13 protein-coding genes and 1 pseudogene are annotated in these 18,215 nt (G+C 59.1%); 7 read left to right on the forward strand and 7 right to left on the reverse strand.

Annotation, left to right across the window (positions count from 1 at the left end):
* Positions 1–34: 34 nt before the first annotated feature.
* The 5 genes from ABIB57_RS09500 to ABIB57_RS09520 all read left to right on the forward strand — a co-directional run bounded on the left by ABIB57_RS09500 (position 35) and on the right by ABIB57_RS09520 (position 5,634).
* Positions 35–919 carry an ABC transporter permease subunit gene (locus ABIB57_RS09500; RefSeq protein ID WP_354040273.1) on the forward strand — a complete coding sequence of 295 codons (885 nt, stop codon included), beginning with the start codon at positions 35–37 and terminating at the stop codon, positions 917–919.
* Positions 920–929: 10 nt separating this feature from the next.
* Positions 930–1,847: an ABC transporter permease subunit gene (locus ABIB57_RS09505; RefSeq protein ID WP_354040274.1), complete on the forward strand. Its 918-nt coding sequence runs from the start codon at positions 930–932 to the stop codon at positions 1,845–1,847.
* A 13-nt stretch (positions 1,848–1,860) separates the two neighbouring features.
* Positions 1,861–2,979 (forward strand): ABC transporter ATP-binding protein, encoded by a 1,119-nt coding sequence (locus ABIB57_RS09510; RefSeq protein ID WP_354040276.1) that lies wholly within the window; start codon positions 1,861–1,863, stop codon positions 2,977–2,979.
* A 15-nt stretch (positions 2,980–2,994) separates the two neighbouring features.
* Complete coding sequence (locus tag ABIB57_RS09515) at positions 2,995–3,882, forward strand: TIM barrel protein (RefSeq protein ID WP_354040278.1); 888 nt, start codon at positions 2,995–2,997, stop codon at positions 3,880–3,882.
* 279 nt (positions 3,883–4,161) lie between these two features.
* Positions 4,162–5,634 carry a tyrosine-type recombinase/integrase gene (locus ABIB57_RS09520; protein WP_354040280.1) on the forward strand — a complete coding sequence of 491 codons (1,473 nt, stop codon included), beginning with the start codon at positions 4,162–4,164 and terminating at the stop codon, positions 5,632–5,634.
* Between the two features lie 289 nt (positions 5,635–5,923).
* Here the strand turns inward: ABIB57_RS09520 and ABIB57_RS09525 are convergent, their stop codons facing one another.
* On the reverse strand, positions 5,924–6,421 hold the full coding sequence (locus tag ABIB57_RS09525) for an RES family NAD+ phosphorylase (protein ID WP_354040281.1): 498 nt from the start codon (positions 6,419–6,421) through the stop codon (positions 5,924–5,926).
* An 8-nt stretch (positions 6,422–6,429) separates the two neighbouring features.
* Entirely contained in the window at positions 6,430–6,780 is a 351-nt protein-coding gene (locus ABIB57_RS09530) for an antitoxin Xre/MbcA/ParS toxin-binding domain-containing protein (protein ID WP_354040283.1), read from the reverse strand.
* 1,031 nt (positions 6,781–7,811) lie between these two features.
* Between ABIB57_RS09530 and ABIB57_RS09535 the strand changes: the two genes are divergently transcribed.
* Together ABIB57_RS09535 and ABIB57_RS09540 are read left to right on the forward strand one after the other, a co-directional pair.
* Entirely contained in the window at positions 7,812–9,197 is a 1,386-nt protein-coding gene (locus ABIB57_RS09535; RefSeq protein WP_354040285.1) for a lipase/acyltransferase domain-containing protein, read from the forward strand.
* On the forward strand, positions 9,194–11,005 hold the full coding sequence (locus ABIB57_RS09540; protein WP_354040287.1) for a CHAT domain-containing protein: 1,812 nt from the start codon (positions 9,194–9,196) through the stop codon (positions 11,003–11,005). The genes ABIB57_RS09535 and ABIB57_RS09540 overlap by 4 nt, the downstream gene beginning before the upstream one ends.
* Before the next feature lie 46 nt (positions 11,006–11,051).
* Here ABIB57_RS09540 and ABIB57_RS09545 read toward each other — a convergent pair whose 3' ends face one another.
* From ABIB57_RS09545 to ABIB57_RS09565, 5 genes and pseudogenes are all read right to left on the reverse strand, one after another.
* Positions 11,052–13,580, reverse strand: a complete 2,529-nt coding sequence (locus tag ABIB57_RS09545; protein WP_354040289.1) for a S8 family peptidase — start codon at positions 13,578–13,580, stop codon at positions 11,052–11,054.
* A gap of 52 nt (positions 13,581–13,632) precedes the next feature.
* Entirely contained in the window at positions 13,633–14,613 is a 981-nt protein-coding gene (locus ABIB57_RS09550; RefSeq protein WP_354040290.1) for an AAA family ATPase, read from the reverse strand.
* A 688-nt stretch (positions 14,614–15,301) separates the two neighbouring features.
* Positions 15,302–16,464 (reverse strand): annotated as a pseudogene (locus ABIB57_RS09555) (IS256 family transposase).
* A gap of 231 nt (positions 16,465–16,695) precedes the next feature.
* Entirely contained in the window at positions 16,696–17,061 is a 366-nt protein-coding gene (locus ABIB57_RS09560) for a helix-turn-helix transcriptional regulator (protein WP_502914365.1), read from the reverse strand.
* A 671-nt stretch (positions 17,062–17,732) separates the two neighbouring features.
* Positions 17,733–18,197 carry a hypothetical protein gene (locus ABIB57_RS09565; protein WP_354040293.1) on the reverse strand — a complete coding sequence of 155 codons (465 nt, stop codon included), beginning with the start codon at positions 18,195–18,197 and terminating at the stop codon, positions 17,733–17,735.
* Between the last annotated feature and the right edge of the window lie 18 nt (positions 18,198–18,215).

Below are 18,215 nucleotides of genomic sequence, written 5' to 3' on the forward strand. Positions count from 1 at the left end.
ATCATCTTTTCCGCATAGCCAAAGGCCATGACTGATGGAACGACGCGCCTTCTATAAAAACGGCACACTGCCCTGGCTGCTGATCGCGCCCCAGCTCATCCTGGTTTTCGTGTTCTTCTATTGGCCGACTTCGCAGGCGCTGTACTGGGCCTTTACACTCGAACAGGCCTGGGGCGGCGGCAATAGCTGGGTCGGCTTCGACAATTTCATGAGCCTGTTTCATGACGGGCGCTACTGGAACACCGTCGGCCGCAGCGCCTTTTACGCCATCACCGCAACCGGCCTGTCGATGGTGGTGGCGCTCATGCTGGCTATGTTCGTCGATCGTGCGCTTAAGGGCACGCGCCTGTTCCAGTCGGTGTTCGTCTGGCCCTACGCGATTGCGGCGCCCGCTGCCGGTGTGGCATTCCGCTTCATCTTCTCGCCCGAGGCCGGGCTGATCGGCTCGATCAACCAGATGTGGCCCGGCATCTGGAACCCGGCCATCAATGGCTGGCATGCCCTGGGCATGGTCATCGTCTGCCATGCCTGGCTGGGCATCGGCTACAATTTCATCTTTTTCCTCGCGGCCTTGCAGATGATCCCGCGCTCGATTTCGGAAGCCGGGGCCATGGACGGCGCCCGCCCGATGCAGCGCATGCTGGACCTTCAACTGCCGCTGATCGCGCCGACCGTGTTTTTCCTGCTGATCATCAACCTGATCTCGAGCTTCACCGACAGCTTCGGTTTGATCGACGTGATGACCGAGGGCGGGCCGATCGGTTCGACCGAAGTCATGGTCTACAAACTCTATGTCGATGGCTTCAAGGGGCTCGACTATTCGGGCGCCGCCGCGCAGTCGATCGTTCTCATGGTGCTCGTCATCGCCCTGACCTTCGTCCAGTTCAAATGGGTCGAACGCCGCATTCACTACAATTGAGGAGCGGGTCGTGATCGAACGTTCGCCTGTTTTCGACTTTTTCACCTATGCGGCCATGGTGTTCGGCCTGTTCCTGGTGCTGGTGCCATTCTGGGTCGTGCTGGTCGCAGGCTCGCAATCCTTGCAAGAAGTCTCGCAAGTGCCGCTCCATCTATGGCCCAGCGGTCATCTGCTGGAGAACCTGTCCGAGGCTTGGCGGCGCGCCGATCTCGGTCCCAAAATGGTCAACTCGCTGATCGTAGCCGTGGGCGTGACGGTGGGCAAGATCACGCTGGCGGCGCTGTCGGCCTTCGCCATCGTGTTCTTCAACTTCCGCGCTCGCATGCTGTGCTTCTGGCTGATCTTCATCACCCTGATGCTGCCGCTCGAAGTGCGCATCGTGCCCACTTATTCCATCGCCGCCAATGCCCTGGGGCCGTTCCAGGCGCTGCTGGATGTGCTGGGCATTACCGGCTTGGTGCAGTCGCTGACCGGCACGCAAATCGTGCTGAACTGGAACCTGCTCAACTCCTATCCCGGGCTGATCCTGCCGCTGGTGGCGACCGCGACCGGCACGTTCCTGTATCGTCAGTTCTTCATGACCATCCCCGACGAGCTGGTCGAGGCCTCCAAGATGGACGGTTCTGGCCCGCTGCGGTTCTTCTGGGATGTGCTGCTGCCGCTCAGCCGCACCAATATGCTGGCGCTGGCGACGATCCTCTTCGTCTCAAGCTGGAACCAGTATCTCTGGCCGCTGCTGATCACCACCGACCGCAAGAATTTCGGCACCGTGGTGATGCAGCTCAAGGCGCTGATCCCGGCCCAGAACGGCACCCCCGACTGGAATGTGACCATGGCCGGCGCGCTCATCATCATGCTGCCCCCCTTGCTCGTCGTTGCCCTGATGCAGCGCTGGTTCGTGCGCGGGCTCATTTCTCGCGACAAATGAAACGGATTCTCCCATGACCTCAATCACCCTCAAATCCGTCAAGAAGCGCTACCAGAAGTCGCTCGTCGTGCACGGCGTCGATGCGCAGATCGAGTCCGGCGAGTTCGTCGTCATCCTGGGGCCTTCGGGCTGTGGCAAGTCCACGCTGCTGCGCATGATCGCGGGCCTCGAGGAGATCAGCGACGGGCAAATCCTGATCGGCGATACCGTGGTCAACCAGCTCGAACCGCGCGAACGCGGCTGCGCCATGGTGTTCCAGAACTACGCGCTCTATCCGCATATGAGCGTGCGCAAGAATATCGGCTATGCGCTCAAGGTCGCCGGCATGCCCAAGCCCGAACGCGAGGCGCGGGTGCTCAAGGTGGCCCAGTCGGTCAGCCTTGAGGGTTATCTCGACCGCCTTCCCGGCGAGTTGTCGGGTGGCCAGCGCCAGCGCGTCGCCATGGCGCGGGCCATGGTGCGCGAGCCAAAGGTGTTCCTGTTCGACGAGCCGTTTTCCAATCTCGACGCCAAACTGCGTGTCGCCATGCGCTCGGAAGTGCGGCGGCTGCACCGCGACCTGGGCGTGACCTCGGTGTTTGTCACCCATGACCAGACTGAAGCAATGACGCTGGCCGATCGGCTGATCATTATGAATGGCGGTCGCGTCGAGCAGATCGGGCGACCGTCCGATGTGTATCACAATCCCGCCAGCCGCTTCGTCGCCGACTTTATCGGCTCGCCGGCGATGAACCTGATCGAGGGTGAATTCGACGCCAAGGGCGTGTTTCACCACGGCCAAGGCGGGCAGTTACGCACCGAGGGCGGCTTGGCGATGGCTGGTCGCAAGGCCGCTTTGGGCATCCGTCCCGAAGCCATCCGCCGCGCCGCCGAGGGCAGCAATGGCGCCATCGCCGCCGTGGTCGACTATGTCGAGGAACTGGGCGCCTCGCGCTTGATCTATGCCGATGCCAACGGCAGCCGGCTGATCGTGGTGGATGCCGGCAACGGTCCGCTGCCCAGCGGCACAAAGCTGCATTTCACCTTCGCCGAACAGGATGTTCACCTCTTCGCCGAGGATGGCCGCCGCATCGAAACCCACGCCAGCGCGGCTCGCATCGCGGCGCACGCCGCCCACCCCATCAACGCCTGATTTTAGGAAAGTTTCATGAGCAATATTACGGCTGTCGGTTTCAACGCCGGCTCCGACGATGGCGAACTGCCCAGCCTTGAGGCCGACCTGCGCGCGCTGGCGGACATGGGCGTCGACACGGTGGAACTGGCCGTCACCAGCCTTGACCTGGTGGCCGGTGGCCGCATCATCCCCGAACGCGCCCGTCGCCTCAAGGCGATCACCAGCCAGTTCGATTTCCGCTACACCGTGCACGGCCTGGTCTCGTCCAACTTCATGGACCCGGTGACCGCGCCCTACCAGATCGCCGCCGCCAAGGCGCTGATCGAGGTGTGCAACGATATTGGCGCCGGCATCATCGTGCAGCACGGCGGCTGCCTGCGCGCTGACCAGTGGCAGGATCGTCCCGCGGCGGACCTGCGCGAACGCGAGGCACTGGTGGAGGTGGGCAATTTCGCCAGTCCGCATGGCGTGCGCATCGCCTTCGAGAACATTTTCACCACCGAGCCCGGCCAGTACCGCCAGACTCCGGCCGAACTGGCCGAGACCGTCAAGGCGGTCAATCATCCCAACGTTGTCGCATTGATCGACTTTGGCCATGCTTATCTGGAAAGCACCTATAAGGGCCTCAACTTCCGCGAGCAGATCGCCGCGATGGCCCCGGTCACCGGGCACCTGCATGTGCACGACAATTTCGGCCGTCCCCAGGCCTTCTACAAGCCGTTCTTCCCGCAGGAAAACACCGCGATGGGCATTGGCGACCTGCACATGCCGCTGGGTTGGGGCGATATCGCCTGGGACGACATCTTCGCCGAACTCGATTTCCTGCCGGACACCGTCCTGATGATGGAAATCGGCTGCCGCTATCGCAGCGAACAGCCCGACAGCCTGCAGCGCGCCAAGGCGCTGATGACGGCACGGTAAGCCATCAGGGTGGCCCGCGCATTGCGGGCCAGGAGACAATGCCGGGCGGGGGCGCAAGCGAGCGCTTCCGCCTGTTCCGATTCTCACCTGCGAGAGCTTCGGGCCAAGCGTGGAACTGGTCGGGCGTCGACGCAGCGATGTTCTGAAAGCCGGAATGGTGGAGCTGAGCGGGCACTCCCAATAGCAAGGAATTTCCCATTATTCCTTAACATGATGCCCGTATTCCTTGGACTTAGGGTACCCTGTTTGGGTACGAATTTGGGTACGGAGGACCTTGCCATGGCGCGCATCGCCAATACCGATCGACAATTCCTGGAAATGCATGGCGGCAAATGGCGTGTGACCTTGTCCGTGCCGACGAGCCTGCAAAAAGTTGTTGGCGCGACTAAGCTCAAACAATCCTTGCATACCGACAGTCTGGCCGTCGCCAAGGAATTGCGGTGGGGCGTGATCAAGCAGCTCAAGGACAAGATGCGGTCCTTTGAGAGGGCCGGCAAGGCGACCAGCGACGACGAGCGCACCCGCACCCTGCGGGAAGCGGCCGAAATCGCCGCGTACCTGGAAAAATACGATCCCAAGGATCGGTACCCCGCCGCTAGGGACCACATCGAAGCAAGGACGACAGAGATCATCGGCGTACCGGTGCGGTACGATACCGCGGTTCCCGCATACGAGAACAACGATACCTACGATCCTAGTCCGGTGCGGGTTCCGGTATACGACCCCGACCGGGTCAGGCTTGCGGACCAATTCGTTGCGGTCGCCCTGAAGGGCAGCCGGCCCATTGCTAACGCCGACCCGGATTACAAGAAAAGCCGCCTCAGGGTTTCGCCCCGCACCGAAGACGACCATGACAGGGCGCTGCGGTTGCTGGCAGCATGGTGCATCCAGAAGGGGCGCGGCGATGACGTCGAAGCGGTCGATGAATTCGTCGTCACCGACTTCCTCGCCTATCTCGAGAACAACCGCCGCCTGACGGGGCGCACGATCAAGAAATACGTATCGCGATTGGCCCTCTATTTTGACTATCTAAAATCTCTGCGACAGGTATCCATCAATCCTTGGCGCGATGCTGTCGTGTTCATGCAGGTGATCAAAAATGCAGAAAAGGAGCGGCCGTTCACCGAACGGGAGATGGTGACCTTGCTGACTGGGCCCGCAAAGCCCGTCATGAAGGATTTGATGATGATGGGCGCACTGACCGGCGCTCGTATCAACGCCATCGTGAGTCTCAAAATAGGTGATGTCATCCAAAACAAGGTATTTCGCTTCGACCCTCAAAAGCACGAGACCGCAGAACGCTACGTTCCGATCCATCCGGATTTGATGGAGATCGTACACCGTCGAACGGCGGGGAAAGCCGAGGATGACTTCTTCCCCGAGTATCCCAAGGACAAGCGAAACCCTAAGGACAAGCGAAACCCCAAGGTCGAGCGCAGCTTCCGAGCGTCCAAACATTTCACGACATACCGTCGCTCTGTTGGCGTTGCCGACGTGGTCGAGGGAAAGCGCCGGTCGCGGGTGAACTACCATTCGTTCAGGCGTTGGTTCATCACCAAGGGGGAACGGACGAACCCGCCGGAGGGAATGATTGCGGCATTGGTTGGACATACTCGCGAAGGCATGACGCTTAGCGTCTATTCGGAGGGACCGGAAATGAAGGCGGCCCGTCGCACCGTGGGCAAGATCAAGCTACCGCCTCTGGACGGCTCGCCGGTCATCCAACCCGAGGCCGTAACCCCGAAATCATAACCGCAGCAGAGAAAGTCACCTCGGCTCGGCGCGATACCTCGGGAATTGCCAGACAAATGTTGAACCCGACAATAGCGCAGCTGCTCAGGCTGACCGCGCCAGTTCTGGAGCGAGATGCGCGAGCAACTAGTCTGCGCCCCCGAGAGGGCCGAGAGGGGCGCGTCATCGACAATTCGACATTGCCACTATCATTTCGCAGCTCGACGTCAGCGGCGCTTTTAGCGAACCGGCGGGGCGCCCGATTACAGCCTAGTCCAGCTGCGGGCTAGGCGATGGCCGACATCCGGCGCTACCGCGACAAGCGGTCTTCGTCGTCGATCAGCGTGAGGCGACATGGTGTCGTGGCGCCCCATGTCCAGAGGACCAGGTTGAGACCGGCCATGGTTGCGCCGGGAGCGTAGCTGCTGACGAGCAATCCACTATAGCCCGCCGCGGCGAGACGCCGGGCGAAGGCTTGCGTCGCCGCTTCTCCGGTCGCCTTCATCTGGTCGCGCCAACGCCCGTCGGCGAGCGCTACCGCGTCCATACCCTCCGCCTTGAGGGCAGCATCGTCGCGGCTGTCGAAAACGCCCTCGATATCCGCGTCATAGGACACCAGCGTTGTCGGTTGCAGGCTGCCGGCCTGATTGGCTTCCCGCAATGCCGTCATGACCGATAAGGACAAATAGAGTGCGGGTGTTCCCTTCCGATTGAAGCGCCCGCCGTAAAGCTCCGCGCCACGTCCCGACATCGGTTCACGCGCATAGATCGGGTTCAGTGCCCGGTATAGTGCCCCCTGGAAACGCACGGACCGAACTAGGCGTGGACGCCGGCGTCGACCGCGTCGATATAGTCGAGCACGTCGTCGGAGCGTCCGTCACGGACGAGCTGCATCGCCGTCTGCCCGGAAAAGCCGGGCAGCGGCTCGGAGCGATACCAGGCATAAGCCATCAGCGCCGAACCGAAGCGCGGCTCGACCTTGTTGACGATCTCCGTCATCTCGCGCAGTCGACGCTGCGTCTTATCCGAGCTGATACGATCCTTTCGCTGGATCGCATCCTTTCCAAGTCCGGCCGTGCGAGCGATTTCCTCGCTCGTCGTGCGCAATGCGGCCGCGATCTTGCGGGGCGAGAAGAGACCGCCATCAGCATATTGAGCAAGGCCCATAGAATACTCCAGTTATCTGCCAATCATTATGACGCAATATAGCGTCAGAATGCCCGGATTGCAATGCGGATAGACGGTAGGGAACGCGAGTAATCCACTCGCAGATCCGGGCGTTCCGCGACGAAACCATCGAGATCGGAATGAATCCCGGATGCGCTGTTGAACATTGTCCCATCGGATGAAACGATATTGGTCGTCCGGTCCCGGGGGTGAAACTGGTTCGCGTCAAGGCGCTAATGCCTGCCGGCTCGTGCCCAAATCCTGGTCCAGGCCACCAAACCCTCCGTCGCGAGAATGAAATAGGATGAAACGCGGCTGTTTCGCACCACTGCGCCGGCGGATATTGTGGCTAGCGACGGAGACAACAATGCCGGCTGCAGGAACGATCATTCATGCCTTGGGGCCGAAGCTCGAAGTCATTTGGACCTGCCTGCACAGAGCCGGAAATTTGGAAAAACCCAACCTTCGCGGCTTGCCCAAGCAGGTGTTAATCTCCAGACATTAAAGTCGTCACGTTCGAAAAGCGCGCTGACCGACGATATCGCTGAAGCTCTCTCGGCTGGCCTGATTCGACCTTTCACGATCACCGTTGGCATGAGGGCTGACGCAGGATTTCTCGCACCGCAGACCAGCGGAAGCCGCTAGGGCGGGCTCTGTATTCCAACAAGGTCCTGCATGGAGCTTTGAGGTAGTAAATGCTGGGCAACGAGCGCAAGGCAGGTGGCGTTGGCCGCAAATGAATATGTCTGTGCGTCAGGACCAATTTAACGCCACGTCCTTTCGGGCTGCATGCCTTCGTCCCGGGCAAATCCTTCGCTTCCGGCATCAGCCTTCGCAATCGTCAGTAGCGGCGCTTAGATCCAGGTCGCGCGGCGAACGAATTGGTCGCATTTACGCCAACCCATGCGAGCTTTATGAGGTCGCAGCATGTTGCAAATATCTGGTCGCAAAGCCCGCAACTACTTGTATTATTGATTCGGTGCTCTGTTTTTCATGAATTGAGCCGATTGCTTCAAGGGGCGGAGGCAAGCTTGTCCAGATTTTCCGACGTTGTGATATTGATCCCAGGCATCATTGGGTCTGAACTCTCCAAAGATGGCCAAGTCATTTGGGGAGCGAGTGCCAGCGTCTTCTGGAATGCGCTGGCACTCGATGGCATTTCAAAACTGGCATTACATGCTCAAGGCAGTCTTGATGAGGATATCGGTGATGGAGTTGTCGCTACTGGAATACTACGAAGGCCGGCTCTGATCCCGGATTTCTGGAAGATCGGCACCTATCAGGACCTTAGTGCGGGCTTGCAGTCAGCTCTTGGGCTATCGAATGGGCAGAACTTTTTCGAGTTCGCTTACGATTGGCGGCGCGACAACCGAGTGGCGGCATCAAAGCTCGCAAAAGCCGCCCATGTCTGGCTGGCTGCCTGGCGCGGCTCCAGCGGAAATGATAAAGCAAAACTGATCCTCGTCGCGCACTCAATGGGCGGGCTGGTGGCCCGACACTTTGTGGAGGCCATGGACGGTTGGAAAACGACCAAGGCCACTTTTGCGGTCAGCACCCCATTTGGGGGATCGGGCAATGCAATTTCGTTTCTCAGCAATGGTTTGCAGAAGCGATGGATGCCCGGGCATGTCTCTGAGGCAATAAACAAAGTCAGGGACTTTGACTCCATATACCAGCTCTTGCCGACAGGAGAGTTCGTGACCGACGGCGCAGGCAAGGCGAGCAGGGTAATCGATGTCACGATACCAAACATCGACCGCGGGCGTGCAATTGAAGCGCTCAAGTTCCATACCGACCTCTCGTCGCGCGCCAAGTCAAACCTCGATGAATCTGGCTATGCGCAACGCCGGGGTCCCATGCGGACGGTGATAGGGACGGAACAACCAACCTCGGGTTTTGCCACGCTACAACCCGACGGATCTATTCTCTGCGACGGTGGGACGTCGGGTAACAGGTTGCTATGGGGTGACGGTACTGTTCCGCGCGCATCAGCTACGCCTGCTGAAGTAGGGGAGGAGGTGGCAGCGTTCGTACCCACCGGCCACGCGGTCATCCCGTCCCACCAGAGCACTATCGCTCACATAACCAATGCGATTGCTGGACTTCCGGAAGTCACGCTCCGCGATCGCGGCGGCCACGGGACCATCAGCTTAATTATCGAGGACATGTACCCGGTCGACGAGCCCGTTATCATTCACGCCATTACGGGCGTCTCAGCCCAATATCTCGAATTGACGATCAAACCAGTCGATAGCGCGACCGCTCCGTTCACAACCCGAATGTATCCCAAGGATGGCCGGTATAGATGGCAGGGAGACCTTCCGGTTGGGGTCTATGAGGCAACCGCTGCTTGTATGGGTGCGGAAGCAGCAGGCGACATATTCTTCGTTCAACCAGTATTTAGTGAACACCCATGACCGACGATTGGGACGCCTACCACGCCCAGCTTTATCTGCCAGACGGACAGCAGTGGGAAGCGCTTCGGACAATCCTGACGCAGCAGTATGACGACCAGATTGAAACGCTTCGGCTGTCGCTGAATGGCGAACGTGCGGTGTTGGATGGTTTGGTTTTTTCCTTGGAGGTCAAAACGACGCTAGAGAGAGTCATCCTGGCAAACACATCTGTTTCCACGATTGATAATCACCTGGTTGTCTCGTCGCCGCTCTACTCGGCTGGAGATCCTTTTGATGATTTTGTTGGTGCTCATCAGGTCGATTTGGATTTGGATCCGAGCAGCTTTTCGGGTGTCATCAGGTATCCAGACATTCGGACAACCGAGGTCGCTACGCCCGGCGATGTAATCGATGTGGTGGCTGACCTTGGCCTGTCGCCAAACGACAATGTTGACGGCGGTCCGATCGTCTTTGACGACGGAGATTGGACGTCACTTGATGTCGATGTCGAGATTCACTCCTTACAGCTCGATATCGCCCCCCAGGACCGGCGCGGGGTTATCCGTATTCGTCGTCTCGAGCGCTCGATACCGACACTGTTCTCAGGAAAGGTCGTCGCCGACGCTCAAGAGGTGACCATTCAGCTGACGTTTTCGCTCGGTGGTCGGTTCTGTGGTTCTGCAAGCAGAACACTTGAGGTCAAGGGCGTCCAAAAAACCATTGCCGCCGAGCCTATCAACAAGGCCGGCGACGGTTCGCTATCGCTTGAAAGGAACGCAACACCACCCGATCTCACTGTGAAGATCTACAGTGGTGGTCGGTCTGATGGGCAGTGCACGTGGTCATTTGAGACGTCGCCCGCCCTTCGACATATCGGTGCGACAAACACCGTGTGTACGAGTTCATTGGGCGGCGAGTCGCCGAAGGATTACTTTCTCGCGAAGTTTCAGATGTGCCCCGTATTGCCAGCGGGCGCACATGCTGGTGCGCTTCGCGGTATCGGGGAAAGAATTTCCGAAATTGTGCCGGCTGACTTTCTTTCTATTTACAGGGCAGTTCACGATGCAGTCGGCCCAGGATTTACGATCCAAATTTTGACTGACGAGCCTTATGTTCCTTGGGAGCTGATGTTTTTGGGGGCATCGGTGGCCGGCGAAGACGGGCATTTGTTGCTCCTTCATCCCGTAGCTCGATGGGCCCTAAACGAAAGGGCGGCCGCATCAAGCTTCGGCTTCGGTCAACGCATCTCGTTCGTTCCCAGCTACGAGCGCGGTGCGACGCTTCCGGCAGCTGAAGAAGAGGGGCGCTGGCTGCACGAGACCCATGGGGTACTCCGCGCCCATCCGACCTTTGCCGATTTCGTTGACCTGTTGACGGAGCCGCCCGTCGATAAGGTTCAGCTCGTCCACTTTGCAGGGCACGGTGCTTCGGAAGGGCCACCCAACGCAATCGGGCTCAGAATGCAGGACCACTGGGTTGCGGTTGAGAATATAAACAGCAGTGTGAAGCTTGGAGAGCGAGACGCTCCACTCTTTATCCTGAACGCCTGCCAAGTAGGCAGTTCCAACGTTGCTCTTGGCTCTGTTGTGGGCTGGCCAAGTCAGCTTGCTAAGCGATCCTTTGGCGGCATTGTTGCGCCTCTGTGGTCGGTGCAGGACGAGCACGCTTCGCTTTATGTGCGCAGCTTGGTCGAGCAGCTTTTCGACGCTGGGGCAACTATTGGCAGGGCGGCGCTGGCGGCCCGTCTGCAGCACCAAAGTGCGTCTTCAAGCGCGTATGCCTATCTGACGTACGGCGATGTAATGGCCAAAGCCCAGCAGGGGGTTTGAACTCCAGCTGGGCTCCGGCCTCAAGACGACTGACTTGGTGTCCGCTTTAAACTGTAATCACAACGGGTGACTCAACCACCACTGCAGGAGCAGCTGCTCGCACGGTTTCCGTGATGAGGTTGGTTCCGGAAACCGGCAGCCTGAGCGAGACAATCAACGAGAAGTTCACCGCCCGTCGGTATCTGTCGAGATCGGGCCGATCTGCCCACCAACCGCCGATCGGCGCCACCGAAATGCCGTCCCGATCGGCGAGCTGGTAAGCAGGTCCTCGCCAAACGTCTTGGTGGAGCGACCCGCGATGCGATGCCGTGCTGCCAAGGAGCCAGCCTGGATCGCCTCGCTGGGCAACCTCGTCAGAGGCATCGTTAAACCTAGCTTCCGCAACCTCATGGCTTTCATTCGGCCGTTTCACGCCGAACTTCAGACGGAACGACGGATACCGTTCGTAGTGGTCACGGCTGATCGCATTGGGATCTGGCTCAACGAAATACGATAGAGTGCAGCGAAGCTCGACCTCTTGTTGCCGGAGGGCCCGAAGTGTTTCTACAGGCCATGGCAACTTGAAATACTTCATTTCCTTGAGGACAATGCCATTTTTGCCGTCCCCAAACGGCGTCAGATGGTCCTCGATGATCATGGTCAGCGCGCTATCTGTGCTCAAATATGCGCGTTGCTCATTTGGGATACCCCAACCGTAGCGAGCAAGCATTTTGCCCAAGGCTATGGAGCGCGATGTCGCATCCTCAAGCTGCTCCAGTTGCTCCGCCATTGCCGGCGTCCACTCCGCCGAATGAACAAGCAACCCGCGCAAAGATTCCATCCGGTAGTTTGGATATTGGGCCATGAGGCGTCCCAAAAGACCGGATGCCTGCGCTGTAGCTGCGCTGGTCTGTCCAGTTCTGCTCAATGGACTCTTTGGCGCTGCATGCGAGGTCGTCAAAATGAGATTCTCAGGCGATGGATGTGCCCAGACGCCTCCATCCGCCATGGCGAAGTTGCCTCCCTCCATGACGATGTCGGGCTTGTTGGCGTGAGAACCACGCCAGGATTCAGACGTTCTCGAAGTCGGGTTCAGATCTCCAGCAGGCGCAACCAGAGTATCCTGACCGCCCGCTTTCAAAGTGCTGGCACCCACGGCGATGGCATTGAAAGATTGGGCGGGGGATTCCATGCCGTGCATGCGGTTGCGATCAGCATAGTCCGATGCCAGGTACGGGGTTTGCGCCGAGTATGGTACGTTGCCGGCAGCCACGCAGAAAAGTCGAGGCGCTTTGCCATCGCTGTAGGTAAGCAGGTCAAGTGCTGCGGCTGTAGATGTGATCCTGCCGTCGGTTGCCTCGCCCCGAGCCGTTTGCGCCAGGCAGTAGACCCTTGGCGCCGGCGTCCTTTCGAGCAAATTTACCGCTCGCGCGATGGCGTCACGAGCCGAGACTGGGCGCGCGTTGGCTGGGGCGTTGACGACAACCGATTCCAGCCTGGTCCATTGAGGGATTGGCGCGATGGACAGAGCATGGCGTCCAATATCGGTGTACTGGACCACCCCTGCCATTTTTGTACCGTGCCCGCTGTGATCTGATGCGGTCCAGCCGTCCACAATGGTATGGCAATCTGCGGGGGCCAAAGCGGCTGCCAGAAGTGGATTCGAAAACTGAACCCCGGTATCAAGTACGGCGACCCTGGGCGCCGAAGCGTCTGGCGCTGTCACGCGCGAAGCCAGCAGTGCTGCGACGCTGGCCCTGGCTTCTGGTGGAGATGTCAGGAAGTCCGATCCGAATGAAGAAGCACCGCGCAACTCCACAACAGCCGCGCTGTCCTCAATCAGTTTTTGTATTTGCTCGTGCGTCGCAACCACGGTGCGCACGTTGATGCCGACAAATTCTGTCGGCTTACCATCGAGCTCAATCTCGAGCTCTCTGACGGCGGACTCAAACGAGCCTTCGAACCCTTTTTTGGTCCAGACTTCCCACTCGACTGAGGCTTGGGCGCGAGGAAAGCGATCTTCGCCGTCAGTCCATAGGTCTTTTATGGAGGAGGCCCGCATCGATCCGCCGGTCTCAAACATCCAGAAACCATTAGGTCGTCTTGGAGCATCGTCTTTCGCGTTCACTGACCTCAGAGTGTCATCCCAGTCTGCGTATCTCTCGAGATTGGCGCGAAGGGTTTTGATGTTGTTGGCAGTCACGAAAAAGGTCGCGCTGTCCGCCATAACCTCTTCTGGCTCGTTTCGCCGCTCTTCGTCGACATCGGAGACGCGTGGTGAACGACGTACGCTCAGAAGTTTGATGCCAGGGCTTCTGGCCGAGCTATCTCCAGCAGCGAACGGCATATTCGGGCGGCCGTCGATGGTGATGGCGACGCCGCGTTGACGCTCGTCGACACCGTGCCGAGCTTGGGCCTTTGCGTGGGTCGACAGCACCGCAACGGCGCGATCCAGATCTTCGCGAAGCTTCTCGGCATGCGCGCGCCGATCTGGAACTGCGGGAATGTCCTTTGGAGCGCTACGCCCCGGCCGCGCGCGAAATTCGGTGGGTGCCACGCCGAGGCCGCGAATATGCAAATGCCTGAAGGTCGCCATAAGAATCCAACATAGAAATATCTTAGTTCTATGCGGGCTCAATTTATTTCAGTCAATCGGGATGGATAGTTCCTCTATCCTTTAATGCCTGAACAAGGATCTGCGACGTCAGCTCACTATCATTGTCCAGCACTGCGTCTCGCGCCGCATCGTCGGCCGCGGCCACGAGATCAGCTTGGCTGAGGCCGTCGGAAACAGCGTCAACGCTGTTCCAATCTATGCTGTCCCTGTCAAACTGGAGCAAGTGGTTTCGAAGCACCTGCCGAGCCTCTTCGCTGGAGGGTTTGGAGTACACAAACGCACCGTGGAAGCGACGGAAAAGGGCCGGGTCGAGCAGGGCCTTGTGGTTGGTCGCAGCAATGATCACGCTCGACGATTGGTCTTCTTCGAGGAACTGCAGGAACGAGTTCAGCACGCGCCGAGCCTCACCCACGTCGTTATCAACATCGCGCTTGGAGGCCAGAGCGTCAACTTCGTCAAAGAAGTAAACGCCTTTGACATTTTGCATGGCGTCGAAAATCAGGCGAAGCTTTGATGCCGTCTCGCCCATGAATTTGGTAATCACGCCATCGAGCAGGATCGTGAACAATGGGAGGCCCAGCTCGCCGGCAACGGCTGCGGCAGTCATTCCCTTGCCCGTGCCAGGAGGACCCGAAAACAGAAATTTGCGCCGGGGGGTAAGCGACTTGAGTGCCAGAGCATCTCGTTCGCGATGCTCGCGAATAAGCCGAAGGATACGACGGTTCAAATCAGGATTGAGCACGACATCAGACAGGTACGTCTCAGAGTAGCTCGCCCGAACAAGACCAGCGAGCTCGCCGCGCGGCGCAGCAATGGGTATCGGCCTGCTGCTAGGGGCAGAAGAGACGGCGGCCTGCGCAGATTCAATGACGGCCTTCAGCTCGTCCGCCACTTTGGTTTTGCCCGACTTACCGGCGTCGTCCGCGATATGAGCGACGACCGAGAAAAATCTCTGACTGTCGCCTGCCACGTGACTGCGGATCATCTCCAGAATCTGCTTTGAGCTGGTCATGCTTGTCTCCGCCCTTCTTGTTTAGACGACTTTGGTGGGTCGAAAACTACGTTGAGAGCCCTGCCAACCTCTGGCAGCAGAGTTGCCAATTCTTGCAATATTCGCAACGCGTCTGATCGGCTCATCGTCGCATGTTCTATGCTGACGACTGGCGGTGAGATTGTCAGATAAGCGTTAACTTTGTCGGCGAAGTCAGACGACATCATTCCACCCTTGGCCCGGGAAAGCGCCGAAGGATGAACACTAAGCGCTTGCGCCAGCTGTCGAGCGGACATGTTATTTTCGGCCCTGCGTGCCTGGAGTAATTCCCATAGCCGCGCATTGGGTCTATTTTTCGGCCTACCAACCATATTGCATATATTGCAGATATTGAAGAAAGCACAATACGCCGTTGTGGCCCGTTCGGCGTATTCCACTCGAAATTCGGATTTGGCGGAACAAATAAAGAACAAAAACTCTACGGTCAAGGCAGGACGTGAGCCCCCCTAATGATCTCCTGACGCTTCAAGACTGATCGGCCCGGTTTGCTTTTACGAGCTGTTAGCCCTTTGCTGCATTGCTGGAGCTGATTGGCCCGGAGCTCCGCCTGTCCAATTCACGGGCTTGCCAAGACCTGCCATGATCGTGCCCCCTAGCGTGGTGTAGCTGAGGCTGGGCCTCACCGCTTTTCCGGCATGGGCCGGGTTGGTCATCCTGCCACGGCTGGCAGGCTGACGAGAGGATCATCGCTCAATGGGGCGACGGATTCCAGCGTCATGTATCGCGCCCTCTGGACGGCCCACTCATCGTTTTGTTCGAGCAGGATGGCGCCGACCAGCCGGATGATGGCGTCGTCGTTGGGGAAGATGCCCACGACCTCGGTGCGGCGCTTGATCTCGCCATTCACCCGTTCGATCGGGTTGGTGCTGTGGAGCTGGCCCCGATGCTCCCTGGGGAAGGTCATATAAGCCAGCACGTCGGTCTCGGCCTCGTCCATGATGGTGGCGAGCTTGGGCACTTTGGGGCGGATCTGATCAGCGACGGCCCGCCATTGGCTACTGGCCGCCTCTGGTGTTTCCTGTGCGAAGGCGGTGGCGATGAAGGCGCTGGCGACCCGCCGCCTGCTCTTGCCGGCATGGGCCAGCACATTGCGCATGAAGTGGACGCGGCAGCGCTGCCAGGTGGAGCACAGCACCTTGCCGACGGCGGCCTTGATGCCCTCGTGGGCGTCCGAGACCACCAGCTTGACCCCGCGCAGGCCGCGTCGGGTGAGCTTGCGCAGGAACTCGGTCCAGATCGGCTCGGCTTCCGAAGTGCCGATCTGCATGCCCAGAACCTCGCGCCGGCTGTCACTGTTGACGCCCACGGCGATGATCGCGGCCACTGAGACGATGCGGCCGCCCCGGCGAACCTTGAGGTAGGTGGCATCGATCCATAGATAAGGCCAGTCGCCTTCGAGGGGGCGGTCGAGGAAGGCCTTCACCTTGCCGTCGATGTCTTCGCACAGCCGGCTCACCTGGCTCTTGGAGATACCGCTCATGCCCATGGCCTTGACCAGGTCGTCGACGGACCGGGTCGAGATGCCTTGAACATAGGCCTCCTGGATCACCGCCGTCAGCGCCTTCTCGGCCAGCCGCCGCGGTTCAAGGAAGCCGGGGAAGTAGCTGCCCTTCCTGAGCTTGGGTATGCGCAGTTCGACCGTGCCGGCGCGCGTCTCCCAGTCCCGCCCTTCTCGCCATAGCCGGCGCCGGTGGCCGCGCCCACCTCCAGCTCCATCAGCCGCTCGGCGGCAAAGCCGATCATCTCGCGCAGAATATCGGCGTCGGGGGTCTTCTCTACCAGCTCCCGCAGGTTCATCATATCGTCGGTCATCGGTCGTCCTTCCGGTATCAGCTTGGTGCAAGCAACCAGACCCTACCGGAAAGCGCCGATGACTACCGCGCTCAGCTACACCACGTCCGGGGACACGACCCCGCCGCCCACTAGTGGTCCTTGGCTGCTGCAGTTTGACGTCTGCTTTTGGAAACGTACCGAACATGTCTGCACGGCCGGAATGGGGCGCATAATAGCCGCCTTTGCTAAGGCTGGCGGCTATCTCATCCCTCAAAAATCATCCTTGAGCTCAGCAGGTGCCGTTCGAACGCGCCGTGGCAGGAGTGCCAACTTGTCGTCGAGCCTCGCGAGCTGCGGCACCAAATGACGACCATCGTCGCGGAAGAGGTCGACCCCTGCGACAAAGGCTGCTTCAAAGACCAGGCCAATTTCTGACTTCAGGCTTCCGCCTTCGATGGCACGCAGGGTGCTTCGTGCGATACCAACGCGCTCGGCGAAGTCGGCCTCAGTCATCTTGCGCTGCTTTCGTGCTAGGCGGATTTGTTTTCCCAAGATAGCAGCGGCATCAGCTGCCAGATGGGAGTATGTCCTCGGAACGAGCATTGGCCATCCACGATTGTAGCTCAAAAGATACATTAGGCTTTATACCGTATGTTTTGAAATACAAATAGCCCGGCGATCTAGTTGGTGGCTGGCGGCGGGAGGGGTTGATTTCACCATCTCAAAACCAACCGATATCTGAAGAATTTCGCTGTCTCAGACGTGTGAGGTCGCAGGTCATGGATACGAGGAACTGATGTCTGCTTTTCGGAAATCGCAAAAATGGCCTGAATGGCCGGAACGGGGTCGGTTTCTGCCGTTCACCTAATGAATTGATATTCGAATCCTTTGCAGCCTTCCGGACAGACCGCCGGTTAACGCTCAGCTATCAAAGAGCCGGTGCCTCGATGGGCGCGGACGAAAGCGCATGCATGCGCTCGATCTCATCCATCAATGCACCGGCATCGGCCTGTGCAGCGGCGGTTGCCCTGACGAAGTCGACAACCCTAGTTCGAAGAGAGGACACCTTGGTGCAGTCCGCCGGAGCAGGGAAAACGTCCACCAGGATCGCATAGTCAAATACTGGCGCATCGCCTGCTAGGCTCTGTAGCTGAGAGGGGCCGTAGCTCACGCCCGTAGCTGGGCAGAGGGTCCCGGTTGATTTTACAGTGTTGAAGCTGAAGGCAACACATGAGACCTGCTCACCGCGAGCAAAGGTCCAAACCAACGTCGCTTCAGGTGTCCACCCTCCGTACCAGCAGCTCTGCTCATCGAAGGGGCGCCGTATTTGGCATTGAGTGCCTCGATGACGGAATCAAAATTTGGGCCGTCAACACGTCGGCGTACCCGACTTCCCGCGTGAATTCGACGGCCTGATTCCCGGCAGCTGGGCCGGCGAAATCGACGGTGAAGCTGCCTTGCTGCGTCGTCGCTGAGACGTGCGCAACAAAGGGTGTGGTCTGAACAGTGACCCCGCGCTCGTTGACCCGGTACGACGTCTCGGGGGCTTCGATATCGCCAACCAGACCCATCTCGGTCAAAGCTGCGTTCATCTCATCCACGGTCATCCCAGGGACGAGCTGGAGGACATCAATTGCCCGTCCTGGCATTGTCGCCGGGGACGCAGGAAATGACATTACAGGGGTGAAGGCATCGTATGCGATCGCCGGTACAATGGCCAGGCTAATACCGAACAGCGCGATTATTGCTGCATTGGCGTCGATGGATTTCATGATCTACCCTACTTCTGC

Source organism: Devosia sp. UYZn731 (genome assembly GCF_040546795.1).
Lineage (GTDB): Bacteria > Pseudomonadota > Alphaproteobacteria > Rhizobiales > Devosiaceae > Devosia.